We start from the raw sequence: 13,848 nt of genomic DNA, 5'->3' as shown, positions 1-13,848 counted from the left end.
GTTCGACGACATTGAAGTGCATAGATCACTGTCATCGACAGTTAAAAAAAGTCAAAATAGACAGACAACGTATTTTCAAGCTAATAAAAAACCCAAATAGATTAAAAATCAATCTATTTTTACGCGTTTTTTGTGACAAATTTATTAATTATTATGGCGGAATGTAATGGACGTTTCTTTTATCCTCGACTCATTGAATGACAAGCAGCGTGAAGCCGTTGCTGCGCCTCTGCAGAATAGCCTTGTTTTGGCTGGCGCTGGGTCAGGAAAAACCCGAGTCCTAGTGCACCGTATCGCATGGTTGATGCACGCTTACGAATTGTCGCCTTACAGCTTAATGGCAGTAACCTTTACCAACAAAGCGGCTCGTGAAATGCAAGGCCGTATTGAGCAGCTGGTGGGCGTTCCTCCTCAAGGCATGTGGGTTGGAACCTTTCACGGCTTGGCACATCGCTTATTGCGTGCTCATTGGCGTGATGCGGGACTAAAAGAAAACTTCCAGATTATGGACAGCGACGATCAGCTGCGACTCATCAAACGCATCATGCGAGAACTGAACATCGACGATACTCGCTGGCCGCCTAAGCAAGTGTCTTGGTTTATCAACGCACAAAAAGACGAAGGCCGCCGAGCGGCTCATGTGCCAGACAGCCATGACCCTTTTTCCAAAGGCATGCGCGAGTTGTATTACCACTACGAAGAAGCTTGTGAACGTGGCGGATTATTGGATTTCGGCGAATTGTTATTGCGTGCTCATGAATTGATGCTCAGTACGCCGGCGTTGCTACGCCATTATCAAGATCGCTTTCGTCATGTGCTGGTGGACGAGTTTCAAGATACCAACACGATTCAATACGCGTGGTTGCGCATCATGGTGGGCAGTGAAGGTACGATTACTGCGGTAGGCGATGATGACCAATCGATTTATGGCTGGCGTGGCGCGAAAATTGAAAATATTCAAAACTTCACCAAAGATTTTAAAGACGTTGGCACCATCCGATTGGAGCAAAACTACCGTTCAACCGGTCATATCCTGAATGCGGCGAATGGTTTGATCAAACACAACGACGATCGCTTAGGTAAGGAGCTTTGGACAGATAGCGGTGAAGGCGACCCTATTTCTCTTTATGCAGGGTTTAACGAGCAAGACGAAGCGCGTTTTATCATTGGCATTATCAAACAATGGCGTGACAAGGGAACGTCTCTGACGGACATGGCGATTTTGTATCGCTCCAATGCTCAGTCTCGTGTTATCGAGGAATGCTTAGTTAGGGAACAGATTGCTTATCGAATTTATGGTGGGCACAGATTCTATGATCGTCTTGAGATCAAAAACGCCTTGGCTTATGCGCGTTTGGCGTTGGATCCGAATGACGATGGTGCGATGGAGCGAGTTATCAACGTGCCGCCTCGTGGTATTGGTGAACGCAGTATTGGTACGCTACGAGAGTTTGCCCGTGACCATGGTTGCTCTATGTGGCAAGCAGCGCAAGAAATAGTACGTCAGTCCTTAATGGCAGGGCGCGCGACCAATGCCATCAAGGCGTTTTTGCATCTAATTGAAGGCTTGAGCACCACGGTGCAGCAGCCTGATTTGAATCTGAATGATATTTTCGAGCAGATTATCGAGGAAGCCGGCTTGATCCCTTTCCACGAAAAAGAGAAAGGCGAGAAGGGCGAAGCGCGTATCGAAAACTTGAAAGAGTTGGTTGGTGCGGCTGGCGGATTCAGTTGGAGCGACGAAGACGAAGAATTTAGCTCTCCGTTGATGGCGTTCTTGGACAAAGCGGTATTGGATGCAGGCGATGCGCAAGCGGACGAATACCAAGATGCCGTGCAGTTGATGACATTGCATTCGGCGAAAGGTCTAGAGTTCCCATTGGTGTTCTTAACGGGCGTAGAAGAAAACATCTTCCCCAGCAAGATGTCTTTCGAAGAACCTGGACGACTCGCTGAAGAGCGCCGTCTTTGTTATGTAGGCATTACCCGCGCAATGGAAAAGCTATACATCACTTACGCGGAATCTCGTCGTTTGTTTGGTAGCGAGTCGTTTAATAGCCCATCGCGCTTTATCAAAGAGTTGCCACCGGAATGCTTGGAAGAAGTGCGCCTTCGCTCGCAAGTAAGTCGTCCTGTGTCTATGCAGCGTCCAGATTACAACTTTGAAAAAAATAAACTGCAAAACAGCAATGTATTAAACAGTTACAAGGCGCCAGAAATCAGCGTCAACATGGGCGATCGAGTGAATCATCCGGTGTTTGGTGAAGGTTTGGTAATCAACTACGAAGGCCAAGGCCCACAAGCTCGCGTTCAGGTTAACTTCGACGACGAAGGCACCAAATGGCTGGTGTTGTCGTTTGCTAAATTAGAAGTTTTGTAATTTATTGGACTATAACTTATTGATTTTTAAGTGTTGTCATATTGGTGTCACTGTAATGTCGTCACGGATGAGTGTTTGTTTCAGTAGGCTGAATGAAAACAGCAAGTAAGGATTATTAGGATGATCGTAAAAAAACTTAGACTCCAAAAAGGTTGGTCTCAAGAGCAACTTTCTCAACTGAGTGGATTAAGTATCAGAACGATTCAGCGTATTGAGAAAGGTCAACAGCCTGGGTTGGAATCATTGAAATCTTTAGCGGCTGTTTTTGAACTCTCTATTACAGACCTGCAAGGAGACACTGATATGACAACTCATGATATGGAAGAAAAATCGGCTTATGCCGTTAGCTCAGAAGAACAATTGGCTTTTTATCGTGTGCGCAAAATCAGAGGCTTTTACGCTCATCTTATGCAGTATTGTGTAATCATTCCGGTGTTATTCGGTATTAACCTGTTTACTAACCCTTCTTATATTTGGGCATTTTGGCCGATGTTAGGCTGGGGAATAGGCTTGGTTTTTCATGCTTTAAGAGTCTTTAACATCATTAAGCTGTTTGGTCCTGAATGGGAAAAGAAACAAGTGGAAAAACAGCTAGGGCGAAAGCTCTAGGTGATAAAAGCTTTTTTCTTTATTTTATTGTGCCCATCAATGCTTCTGTGTATTGAATGTTAATGGCAGTGTAAGTTGAAAAAGTAAACGATAAAACAGCTGTGCAGAATAGTTACAAGGCTCACAATCTCGCGTTCAGGTTAACTTCGCAAATGGCTGGTGTTGTCGCTTCTAAACTGGAAGTGCTTTAACTCTCCGGTAACACTGAGTCTTATTCCTTTGCGCCTGCTTCGCAGGAATAAGACTCAGCTTACCTTTGTAGTAGTATTGTTTTCTGTGTTTTCATTTCTTTCTACGTTCCCCACCTATTTCACTATTATTAAGCGGTATAACTGCGTAAATGCTTTTAATTACAGCAAATTTTTTTAATTAGATGTAGACTGTTTAGAGTTGTAAGTATTTAGCTGATAAGGAGTGTGACATGGCGATTCGTGTTGGTTTGATTGGTTTTGGTTTGTCGGGGCGGGTGTTTCACGCGCCGTTTGTGATGAATGATCCTGACATGACGATGTCGTATGTTTGCAGTTCAAAGGCGGATGAGGTGAGGGCTGTGCTGCCGGATGTGTCTGTGGTGTCGTCTGCGGAATCTGTGTTTGCCGCGCCTGATGTGGATCTGGTAGTGATCACGACGCCAAATTCTTTGCATTTTGAGCAAGCTAAAGCGGCGCTATCAAACGGCAAACATGTGTTATTGGAGAAGCCTTCGGTGACGAGCCTCGATCAAATAGAGGCCCTTTGTACGCTTGCGAAGCAAAACGGCTTGGTGTTTTGCGTGTATCAGAATCGTCGTTTTGATGGCGATTTCTTGCGTCTTAAAGCGCTGATTGAAAGTGGTGAGCTGGGCGAGTTGAAGCATTTGGATTCTCGTTTTGATCGCTTTCGTCCAACAGTACAAACCCGTTGGCGTGAAGAGCCGGGGGTTGGCACTGGAATCTTTTGGGATTTAGGTCCGCATTTACTGGATCAGGCTCTCAGTTTATTTGGCACACCTAAGTGGTTGCATGCCAGTATTGATAAACTACGTGATGGTAGCCAAACACACGATTGGTTTGAAGTAGAGTTGGGTTATGACGATAAACGTGTGCGTTTGGCGTCTACACCGTTTGAAGCGGGAGAAATGCGTAGATTTAATGCTCGATTCTCTCAAGGCGGCTGGCAATGTGTGGGACTAGACCCACAAGAAGAAGCGTTACGGTCGGGACAAATGCCATGGCAAGATGAATTTCCTTCGAAAGCCACTCAGCAAAGAGTTACGCGCTTTGTCGCACATTCACAAGATGATATTGAAAGCATTCAAGAAGCGGCTACACAAGGCGACTATGCCGCGTTCTATGCGCAATTATGTGACTCGATTCTTGGTAAAGGTGAGGCTCCGGTTGCCATGGAGCAGGCTTGTCAGTTGATTTATTTGATTTGTTTGGCGGAGCAATCCGCGGAAAGTGGTCAACGCATGTCTTGGAGTTATACGCCACACTTTGGAGCTGAGTAAAATAAGTCTCAAGAAATTGTAAAAAAGAGTTGAGCAAGGTTCCTACAATTCTTATCATCTTCTGCCCTTTTGCTGTTTTATGCGGCAAAAGGGCAATTTTTTGTCTGATCTTATAATAAAAAGGCAATAAAGGGCGGCATCTCGCTAATGCCTTTATTGATCCAATCTCCATGGATGGTGGTGCTTTTTCATCGCTTTCCCATGTCTCAGACACATTTCATCTAGATTGAACATCTACGTTGTTAAAAAGTAACTGGCTCCCTGAGGGAAAAAAATGCGTAATTTAATGGTATTGGGCAAATTGGCGTTTGCTGGTTTGTTTGCTTTGTCTTTGGCCGCTTGCGGCGGATCAGAGAAAGCCGAAGAAACGGCAAAAGTTGAGAAAAAAGTAGAAACGATTCACTGGAAAATGGTCACGACTTGGCCAAAAAACTTTCCAGGTTTGGGCACAAGTGCTGAAGAATTAGCGAAAAACATCACAAAAATGTCTAACGGTCGTTTAGAGATTAAAGTTTACGCGGCAGGGGAGTTGGTCCCTGCTATGGAAGTGTTTGACGCGGTTTCTCGTGGTACAGCACAAATGGGCCACAGCTCGGCGTATTACTGGAAAGGCAAAGCGCCTGCCGTACAGTTTTTCTCGTCTGTACCATTTGGTATGACGGCGCAAGAGTTTAACTCTTGGATTACTTATGGCGGTGGTTTACAACTGTGGGAAGAAGTTTACGCACCCTTTAATATCATTCCTATGGCGGCGGGTAATACTGGCGCACAAATGGGTGGTTGGTTCAACAAAGAGATCAACTCTCTCGCAGACTTCCAAGGCTTGAAAATGCGCATGCCAGGTTTAGGTGGCGAAGTGCTGAAGAAAGTGGGTGCTGTGACTGTGAACCTTCCGGGTAGCGAAATGTTTACCGCTCTACAAACCGGTACGATTGATGCAACGGAGTGGGTGGGTCCTTACAATGACTTAGCTTTTGGTTTGTACAAAGCTGCGAAATACTACTATTACCCAGGGTGGCAAGAGCCAGGTTCTGCTGTTGAAGCGCTGATTAATAAAGACGCGTTTAATGCATTGCCAGAAGACCTTCAAGAGATCGTTCGTTCTGCAGCACAACAAGCTAATCTGAATATGTTGAGCGAGCTAACAGCGCGTAATAATGCGGCATTGAAAACATTGGTCGATGAACACAATGTTGTGTTGAAAAAGTTCCCGAAAGATCTTTTGGAAGCATTGCGTGTGGCATCTGATGAAACTCTAAAAGAAGTCGCTGCTAACGATCCTATGAGCCAAAAAGTCTATGACTCTTTCACTGGATTTTTAAACTCTGTTAGCGAGTGGCATGATATTTCTGAGCGTGCGTTTATCAACGCTCGCGCAACCGACTAATGCTTTTCTTATTTATAGAATAGAGAATAAGTAATCTTGATAAGCCCTACTATCCATAGATGGTAGGGCTTATTTTATATTGCTAGCCTGATGTAACTCATCAAGTTAAGTCATTAATACTGAGTGTGATTCACTCTTTAATGGATAAGTACATGAATAAAATTAAAAAGTGGAATCAAGCCTTACTTGTCGGCTTGATAGTAGCAACATTGGCTGCTTGTGGTGGGACAGAAGAAAAAGAGACAGCAAAGACTGAGCAAAAAGTGGATGTTATTCATTGGAAAATGGTGACAACTTGGCCAAAAAACCTACCAGGAATGGGGACGGGGGCTGAAGCACTTGCGAAGAATATTACAGAAATGTCTAACGGTCGTTTGGATATTAAAGTCTATGCTGCTGGTGAGCTGGTGCCTGCACTAGAAGTGTTTGATGCCGTTTCTCGTGGTACGGCACAAATGGGCCACGGTTCGGCGTATTACTGGAAAGGAAAGGTGGCGGCTGCGCAGTTTTTCTCAACCGTACCTTTTGGCTTCAACGCTCAGGAGTTTAATGCGTGGATTGCCTATGGCGGTGGTTTACAGCTTTGGGAAGAAATCTACGCACCTTTTAACTTAATCCCCATGGTTGCCGGTAACGCAGGAGTGCAAATGGGCGGTTGGTTTAACAAAGAGATCAATTCGTTAGCGGATTTTCAAGGCTTGAAAATGCGCATGCCAGGTTTAGGTGGCGAAGTGCTGAAAAAAGTGGGTGCATCACCCATTAACTTGCCGGGTAGCGAAGTGTTCAATGCTCTTCAAACAGGTACGATTGACGCGACGGAATGGGTTGGGCCATATAACGACCTTGCTTTTGGTTTGTATAAAGCAGCGAAGTATTATTATTACCCAGGTTGGCATGAGCCAGGTTCTGCGGTTGAAGTTATCTTTAACAAAGAGGCTTTTGAGGCTTTACCTAAAGATCTACAAGCGATTGCTCGAGCAGCGGTAAAACAAGCTAACTTGGATATGATCAATGAGTTTACGGCGCGGAATAATGCCGCCCTGCAAACCTTGGTAAATGAGCATAATGTGATTCTTAAGCCTTTCCCTCGTGACTTGTTAGAGGCGCTTAAAAAAGCATCTGCTGAGACCCTAGAAGAAGTGGCTGCGGGTGATCCTGAAAGTAAAAAAGTCTATGAGTCGTTCAAGAAATTTTTAGCCCCAGTCAGTGAATGGCATGATGTTTCTGAGCGTGCTTATATCAATGCGCGAGCAGATGACTAAGCTCCCTGTCTTTTAAAACATCTATCTAGTACCACTAAAAGCTCCGTTATCTTTGATAGCGGAGCTTTTTTGTTTTGCATTAATAGGATTAAGAGTGGCTAGACAAAATAAATATCAAAAAGGTCTTGAGCGCTGGCAGCGCAATTCATACTATTCAATACACTTAGTGCATAAAATATGAACTAGAGTTCGAATTTTATCCTTATTTAAGATTCTTGCTCGTACACTATTAGGGTTGTGTTGTTCGTTATATGCACGCTAAGTCCAATAAAAATAACTAGTCTCCTGAGGGATAATCAATGATAGCAATAAAATCGTGGGGCAAACTGGCGTTGGTCGGTTTGGCAGCAGCCACTTTGGTGGCGTGTGGTGGATCAGAAGAAAAAGAAACGGCAAAAGTAGAAAAAGCAGCCGAGATCATTAACTGGAAAATGGTCACCACTTGGCCAAAAAACTTTCCGGGTTTGGGGACGGGCGCTGAAAACCTAGCAAAAAGCATTAATGAGATGTCCAACGGACGTATCAACGTAAAAGTCTATGCGGCGGGTGAATTGGTTCCTGCTTTGGAAGTGTTTGATGCTGTGTCGCGTGGTACCGCTCAAATGGGCCACGGTGCGGCTTATTATTGGAAAGGCAAAGCGCCAGCGGCTCAGTTCTTTACGGCTGTCCCATTTGGCTTCACCGCTCAAGAAATCAATTCATGGATTCACCACGGTGGCGGTTTAAAACTGTGGGAAGAAATCTACGCGCCATTTAACTTGATTCCAATGGCTGCAGGTAACACGGGTGTACAAATGGGCGGCTGGTTCAATAAAGAGATTAACTCTTTGGCGGACTTCCAAGGCCTAAAAATGCGTATTCCTGGTTTAGGTGGTGAAGTGTTGAAGAAAGTGGGCGGTACGCCAATTAACCTTCCTGGTGGCGAAATTTTCACTGCTTTGCAGTCTGGAACCATCGATGCAACAGAATGGGTTGGCCCATATAACGACTTAGCGTTTGGCTTATACAAAGCGGCTAAATTCTACTACTACCCAGGTTGGCATGAGCCAGGTTCTACGATGGAAGCGATCTACAACAAGGAAGCGTTCGAAGCCTTGCCAAAAGATTTACAGCTTATCGTTCGTGCGGCAACGCGCCAAGCCAATGCGGAAATGTTGGATGAGTTCACCGCGTTGAACAATTCTGCCCTGCAGACGCTGGTTAACGAACATAACGTGACATTGAAGCCTTTTCCTAATGACGTATTGTTAGCTCTGAAAAAGGCCTCAGCAGAAACACTAGAAGAAGTCGCTGCGGCGGATCCAATGAGCCAAAAAGTTTATGATTCATTCAAAGAATTTGGTGCGAAAGTAAGAGCGTGGCATGAAGTGTCTGAACGTGCTTATATCAATGCGCGTGAATTGAACTAAGCGTATTTTATCCCGTTTGATGTAAACTAACTTATTGATCTTAAAGCTCTGTTATCCTTGATGACAGAGCTTTTTTTATTTCTAATGCATTATAAAAGTGGCGCATAAATAAAAGTAAAAAAAGCCTTGAGGCTTGATATTGCTCTTTATACTATTAGAAACACTTAGTAAATAAGTTATAGCTATAGAGTTGGTTGTCGACTCGTCTTTGCTTAGTTCATGGTATCAAGCAAAGCTTATATAAAAATAAAGTAATTCAGTCTTTTAGGGATAATTAATGAAAACAATAAAAATGTGGGGAAAGCTGGCTTTAGTTGGTTTGACGGCGGCAAGCTTGGTGGCTTGTGGTGGATCTGAAGAAAAAACAACAGCCAAGGCGGAAAAAACGGCTGATGTTATTCATTGGAAAATGGTCACAACATGGCCAAAGAATTTCCCTGGTTTAGGTACAGCGGCAGAGCATTTAGCGGAAAACATTACCGCCATGTCTAATGGTCGTTTGACGGTCAAAGTATACGCTGCAGGCGAACTTGTACCTGCTTTGGAAGTGTTTGATGCAGTATCTCGTGGCACTGCTCAAATGGGTCACGGTGGCGCTTTCTACTGGAAAGGCAAAGCCCCTGCTGCACAGTTTTTCTCTGCCGTTCCTTTTGGTTTTACCGCGCAAGAAATGAACTCATGGCTTCATTATGGTGGCGGCCTCAAATTGTGGGAAGAAACCTACGCGCCTTTCAATCTTATTCCTATGGCGGCAGGCAATACAGGGGTACAGATGGGAGGTTGGTTCAATAAAGAGATCAACTCACTTGAAGACTTCCAAGGCCTGAAAATGCGCCTTCCAGGTTTGGGTGGGGAAGTGCTGAAAAAAGTCGGTGGCACACCGGTTAATTTGCCAGGCAGTGAAATCTTTACGGCGTTACAAACGGGTACTATTGATGCAACAGAATGGGTTGGCCCTTACAACGACCTCGCTTTTGGCTTGTATAAAGCGGCGAAGTTTTACTACTACCCAGGTTGGCACGAGCCAGGTTCTACGATGGAAGCCATTTACAACAAAGACGCGTTTGAGGCTTTGCCAAAAGATCTTCAGCTGATCGTTCGAGCGGCGACTCGCCAAGTGAATGCCGATATGTTGGATGAGTTTACAGCACGTAATAATGCGGCATTAGAAACCTTGGTGAACGAACATCATGTTATTTTCAAAGCCTTCCCAAGGGAAGTCTTGGTAGCATTGAAAAAAGCCTCCGCTGAAACTTTGGAAGAAGTGGCTGAAGCAGACCCAATGAGTCAAAAAGTCTACAACTCATTTAAAGAGTTTAATGGCAAAGTAAGAGCGTGGCACGAAGTGTCTGAGCGGGCTTATATCAATGCTCGTGAGCTTGAGTAACAGAACGTTTTTGAGCAATAAATAAAATTAAGGGCCCTTCTTGCTACCAAGAAGGGCCCTTTTTTACAGCGTATCTATGATGAGCAGGTTTAGTCGTTCATGCTGCCCAATTCAAGCAGTGTCGCGTTACCGCCGATTGCGGTGGTGTTGTTAGACACGGTACGCTCTGTGACAAAACGTAGAATGTAATGCGGCTTGGCAATCACACTTAGATTATCTGCATCCGTTTCTTCTACCAATTGGCAGATTAGGCCGCTTTTCGCGGCTAAACGTTGGCTTAGTTGTTGAGCTTGTGCAGGGTCGCAAAGTGTTGCAATACCAGCAAGGTGATCGGCTTCGATCAACGAGTCTTGTGCAGAGTCTGCAATATTTTGAACCACACCTTCTGCCACGAATGGAGAAATGATATCCATGATTTCTTGTCCCATTGGGCCAACTGTAATCACTGGATTTCCTGCAATTAGCGCGGCAAACACTTGGCCGACTAAACCGACTTTTGCGTTATCGCCTTCAAAAAAAGACGAGCAAAGAAACACGCCACGACCTTGGTTTGACAGCTCATTGCGTTCGCCAGTTGGTCCAGGCATAACGCGTGTTTCGGAAATAGATTGCTTCGCATTGTCGATCTGCCAAGCAGCCATTTTTCCTTGTTCGCTAGGGAAAACGTTAAGGGCTTTTTGCAGTTTTTCTGCACGACCATTTACGCCTAGCTTATCCCATGCTTCGAAGACTTTTTGAGCGACCTGAATTTGGATAGGTTGTACGATTGTCATAGTAATGTCTCCCCTTAAAGGTCTTGCTCAATAGCGAAGCGTTGAAGGTAATGAGGACCGCCAGCTTTTGGTCCTGTGCCGGACAAGCCTTGTCCGCCGAAAGGCTGAACACCCACCACCGCACCGACTTGGTCACGGTTGATATATAGGTTACCAACACGAGCGCGACTTGCGATACGAGCACAAGTGGTTTCATTTCGGCTGTGAACGCCCATAGTCAAACCAAAGCCTGAGTTATTGATGGTGTCGATGATCTTATCCAAGTCGCGTGCTTTGTAGCGTACAACGTGAAGGATAGGGCCAAACTTCTCATCCGTTAGCTGGTCAATGCTGCTGATTTCAAATGCCGTTGGCGCAACGTAGGTGCCGTTTTTAGCGAAGTCTGGCAGTTCTGCTTGGGCAATTAACTTGCTTTCTTTGGTCATACGTTCGATGTGTTCAAGCAACATGTCTTGAGCTTTCTTGTCGATAACCGGACCCACATCTGTGCTGTGCAGGTAAGGCAAACCAACAGTTTGTTCTTGCATGGCGCCTTTGATCATCGGAATGACACGGTCTGCGATGTCTGCTTGTACGAACAATACGCGCAATGCTGAACAACGCTGACCCGCAGAAGCAAAGGCTGAACGAACCGCATCACGCACTACTTGTTCAGGTAAAGACGTAGAATCAACCAACATGGCGTTTTGACCACCGGTTTCTGCAATCACTGGCACTGGCGCTACGCCACGAGCCGCTAGAGTACGGTTGATCAATTGTGCTGTTCCAGTGGAACCTGTGAAGGCAAGGCCAGCAATGCGTTTGTCGCTAGTCAGTGGAGCACCAACGGTGGCACCGTCACCTGGTAACAAGTGAAGTACGTCTGTTGGAACACCTGCTTGGTGTAGCATTTCGATAGCGCGGAAAGCGATTAAGCTTGTCTGCTCAGCTGGTTTTGCAACCACTGTGTTGCCCACTACAAGAGCAGCAACTACTTGGCCTGTAAAGATGGCCAATGGGAAGTTCCATGGGCTGATACAAGTGAACACGCCGCGGCCGTTTAGCTTGGTTTGTTTGTCTTGGCCTAAGAAATCTTTGTAGTGCGTTGGGTTAGCGAAGTGGCTACGGGCTTGTTGCGCGTAATAGCGACAGAAATCCACGGCTTCACGTACTTCATCAATGCTGTCTTGAATCGTTTTACCCGCTTCACGGTGGCAAAGGGCCATCAATTCAGCGTAGTTCTCTTCCATCAAGTCAGCCATTTTGTCTAGGCAGTCAGCACGTTCTGTGGCTGGACGCGCAGACCATGCAGGGAAAGCGGCTTCGGCAAGATCAATTGCCTTGGTAACCGTCGCTGCGTCTGCCCAGTCAATTTGACCTGCTGTTTGGCTGTGGTCGTAAGGGCTGTCGACAGAATGCGTTTGACCTGTTGTGACTTTTTCGCCGCCAACGATAGGGAAGGCACGCCATTGGGTGTCTTGTCCCATGAATACATCAATTTTTGCTTTGAATGGCGTCCATTCAGAGTCAATCTCGATGTTTGGACCAAAAGAGTTCTTACGGTCGTCAAACAAACCTGAAGGCAAGCTGATATGTGGATTCGCCAACGTTTTACGGCTTTCAAGTGTTGTTACTGGGTGATCGATCAACTCAGAAACAGGGTAACTAGCGTCGATTAAACGGTGAACGAATGAGCTGTTGGCACCATTTTCTAGCAGACGACGAACCAAGTAAGGAAGCAAGTCTTTATGGCTACCTACAGGCGCATAAATACGCACACAGATGTCGCTGTCTTTGATCAGGCGGTTGTACAGCGCATCACCCATTCCGTGTAGTCGCTGGAATTCGAACTCTTCTGTTGTCGCACCTAGTTGCTTGGCGATGCAGCTAATTGTCGCGATAGTGTGCGCGTTGTGGCTCGCAAACTGCGGGAATATGTTCGCACGAGTATGCTCGCTTAATAAGAAGTGCGCACAAGCTAGGTAAGACACGTCGGTGGATTCTTTACGAGTGTAAACTGGGTAGCCATTGATGCCGCGTTGTTGGCACATCTTGATTTCAGAGTCCCAGTAAGCACCTTTTACAAGGCGTACAGGAATGCGATCACCTTGCTCTTTTGAAAGTGCAGCTAACCAAACCAAAACCGGTAAAGCGCGTTTTGAGTAAGCCTGAACCACAAGACCAAACAAGCCCCAGCCTTTGGTGCATTCGTCGCGATAAAGTTTTTCGAATAAATGCAAAGACAGCTCTAGACGATCTGCTTCTTCCGCATCGATGGTGATGCCGACGTTTAACGAACGTGCTTTGGTGATCAAGGTCTTAACATTTTCAAACAGTTCTGTCATAACTCGTTCTTCACAACCCACTTCGTAACGTGGGTGAAGAGCGGACAGCTTGATAGAAATAGTCGGGCGGTGTTTTTGACTGTAAGTGTCTTTGCCGACAGATTCTACGGCTTTCATATAAGACGTTAGGTATTTGTCAGCGTCAGCAGCGGTTAGTGCGGCTTCACCCAGCATATCGAAAGAATAAGTATAACCTTTGTCGCGGTAGCTTTTGCCACGGGACAAGGCTTCTTCAATGCTGCGACCAAGTACAAACTGATGCCCCATGATTTTCATCGCTTGGTTCATCGCTTTACGAATTACCGGCTCAGAAACACGGTTCACCATGCGATTCACCAAGTTAGCGGGCGTGCCGTCTTTGTTCTCGTCCATCGTGACGATTTTGCCCGTCAACAATAAACCCCAAGTAGACGCATTTACGAAGAAAGAATCAGAGTTTTTAGCGTGAGATGCCCAGTCGGCAACGCTCAAACGGTCTTTGATAAAAGCATCAGCGGTTTCTTTGTCCGGCACGCGCATTAGCGCTTCTGCCAAACACATCAACAAGATGCCTTCTTTAGTGTCTAGGCTGTATTCCAATAACAAAGCGTCAATCATTGACATACTGTCGTCGTCTTTGCGAACGTCAGTAATTAAATTTGCAGCAGCATTGGTTTGGTTTTCTAGCTCACCTTCCGTGGGTTTGGCTAAAGGTAATAGTTCATTTAACCACTTCTCTTCATCCATATTATAAAGAGGGGAAATTAGCTGCCACAATTCATTGAGTGGACGCTGAATGAAGTTAGGCTGTAACACCTCAATCGCTTTAAACATGGTTGGATTCTCCCG

Annotated in this window: 9 protein-coding genes; 7 read left to right on the top strand and 2 right to left on the bottom strand. The window is 45.6% G+C overall.

Annotation, left to right across the window (positions count from 1 at the left end; genetic code table 11):
* Window positions 1–166 precede the first annotated feature (166 nt).
* The 7 genes from uvrD to AC2A4J_RS00580 all read left to right on the top strand — a co-directional run bounded on the left by uvrD (window position 167) and on the right by AC2A4J_RS00580 (window position 9,923).
* Window positions 167–2,380: a DNA helicase II gene (gene uvrD, locus AC2A4J_RS00610; protein WP_484174503.1), complete on the top strand. Its 2,214-nt coding sequence runs from the start codon at window positions 167–169 to the stop codon at window positions 2,378–2,380.
* A gap of 120 nt (window positions 2,381–2,500) precedes the next feature.
* The gene (locus AC2A4J_RS00605; RefSeq protein WP_212917036.1) at window positions 2,501–2,989 is read left to right on the top strand and encodes a 2TM domain-containing protein; all 489 of its coding nucleotides are present in this window, start codon (window positions 2,501–2,503) and stop codon (window positions 2,987–2,989) included.
* A 421-nt stretch (window positions 2,990–3,410) separates the two neighbouring features.
* Window positions 3,411–4,478, top strand: coding sequence for an oxidoreductase (locus tag AC2A4J_RS00600; protein WP_484174502.1), 1,068 nt, complete (start codon window positions 3,411–3,413; stop codon window positions 4,476–4,478).
* A gap of 274 nt (window positions 4,479–4,752) precedes the next feature.
* Window positions 4,753–5,865: a TRAP transporter substrate-binding protein gene (locus AC2A4J_RS00595; RefSeq protein WP_255827259.1), complete on the top strand. Its 1,113-nt coding sequence runs from the start codon at window positions 4,753–4,755 to the stop codon at window positions 5,863–5,865.
* A 152-nt stretch (window positions 5,866–6,017) separates the two neighbouring features.
* Window positions 6,018–7,127, top strand: a complete 1,110-nt coding sequence (locus AC2A4J_RS00590) for a TRAP transporter substrate-binding protein (protein ID WP_484174501.1) — start codon at window positions 6,018–6,020, stop codon at window positions 7,125–7,127.
* Between the two features lie 299 nt (window positions 7,128–7,426).
* The gene (locus tag AC2A4J_RS00585; protein ID WP_484174500.1) at window positions 7,427–8,536 is read left to right on the top strand and encodes a TRAP transporter substrate-binding protein; all 1,110 of its coding nucleotides are present in this window, start codon (window positions 7,427–7,429) and stop codon (window positions 8,534–8,536) included.
* Window positions 8,537–8,813: 277 nt separating this feature from the next.
* The gene (locus AC2A4J_RS00580) at window positions 8,814–9,923 is read left to right on the top strand and encodes a TRAP transporter substrate-binding protein (RefSeq protein ID WP_255827256.1); all 1,110 of its coding nucleotides are present in this window, start codon (window positions 8,814–8,816) and stop codon (window positions 9,921–9,923) included.
* Window positions 9,924–10,012: 89 nt separating this feature from the next.
* On the opposite strand, the gene AC2A4J_RS00575 is transcribed toward AC2A4J_RS00580, so the two are convergent.
* Both AC2A4J_RS00575 and putA read right to left on the bottom strand, forming a co-directional pair.
* On the bottom strand, window positions 10,013–10,696 hold the full coding sequence (locus tag AC2A4J_RS00575; RefSeq protein ID WP_484174499.1) for a 1-pyrroline-5-carboxylate dehydrogenase: 684 nt from the start codon (window positions 10,694–10,696) through the stop codon (window positions 10,013–10,015).
* Window positions 10,697–10,710: 14 nt separating this feature from the next.
* On the bottom strand, window positions 10,711–13,833 hold the full coding sequence (putA, locus tag AC2A4J_RS00570) for a bifunctional proline dehydrogenase/L-glutamate gamma-semialdehyde dehydrogenase PutA (RefSeq protein ID WP_484174498.1): 3,123 nt from the start codon (window positions 13,831–13,833) through the stop codon (window positions 10,711–10,713).
* Window positions 13,834–13,848 lie beyond the last annotated feature (15 nt).

It is taken from the genome of Marinomonas sp. ATLA20 (assembly GCF_057180105.1).
This window is presented reverse-complemented; position numbering and strand designations above follow the sequence as displayed.

Coding starts and splice junctions, on each gene's coding strand:
- uvrD (WP_484174503.1), top strand. CDS start 167: ATGGACGTTTCTTTTATCCTCGACTCATTGAATGACAAGCAGCGTGAA.
- AC2A4J_RS00605 (WP_212917036.1), top strand. CDS start 2,501: ATGATCGTAAAAAAACTTAGACTCCAAAAAGGTTGGTCTCAAGAGCAA.
- AC2A4J_RS00600 (WP_484174502.1), top strand. CDS start 3,411: ATGGCGATTCGTGTTGGTTTGATTGGTTTTGGTTTGTCGGGGCGGGTG.
- AC2A4J_RS00595 (WP_255827259.1), top strand. CDS start 4,753: ATGCGTAATTTAATGGTATTGGGCAAATTGGCGTTTGCTGGTTTGTTT.
- AC2A4J_RS00590 (WP_484174501.1), top strand. CDS start 6,018: ATGAATAAAATTAAAAAGTGGAATCAAGCCTTACTTGTCGGCTTGATA.
- AC2A4J_RS00585 (WP_484174500.1), top strand. CDS start 7,427: ATGATAGCAATAAAATCGTGGGGCAAACTGGCGTTGGTCGGTTTGGCA.
- AC2A4J_RS00580 (WP_255827256.1), top strand. CDS start 8,814: ATGAAAACAATAAAAATGTGGGGAAAGCTGGCTTTAGTTGGTTTGACG.
- AC2A4J_RS00575 (WP_484174499.1), bottom strand. CDS start 10,696: ATGACAATCGTACAACCTATCCAAATTCAGGTCGCTCAAAAAGTCTTC.
- putA (WP_484174498.1), bottom strand. CDS start 13,833: ATGTTTAAAGCGATTGAGGTGTTACAGCCTAACTTCATTCAGCGTCCA.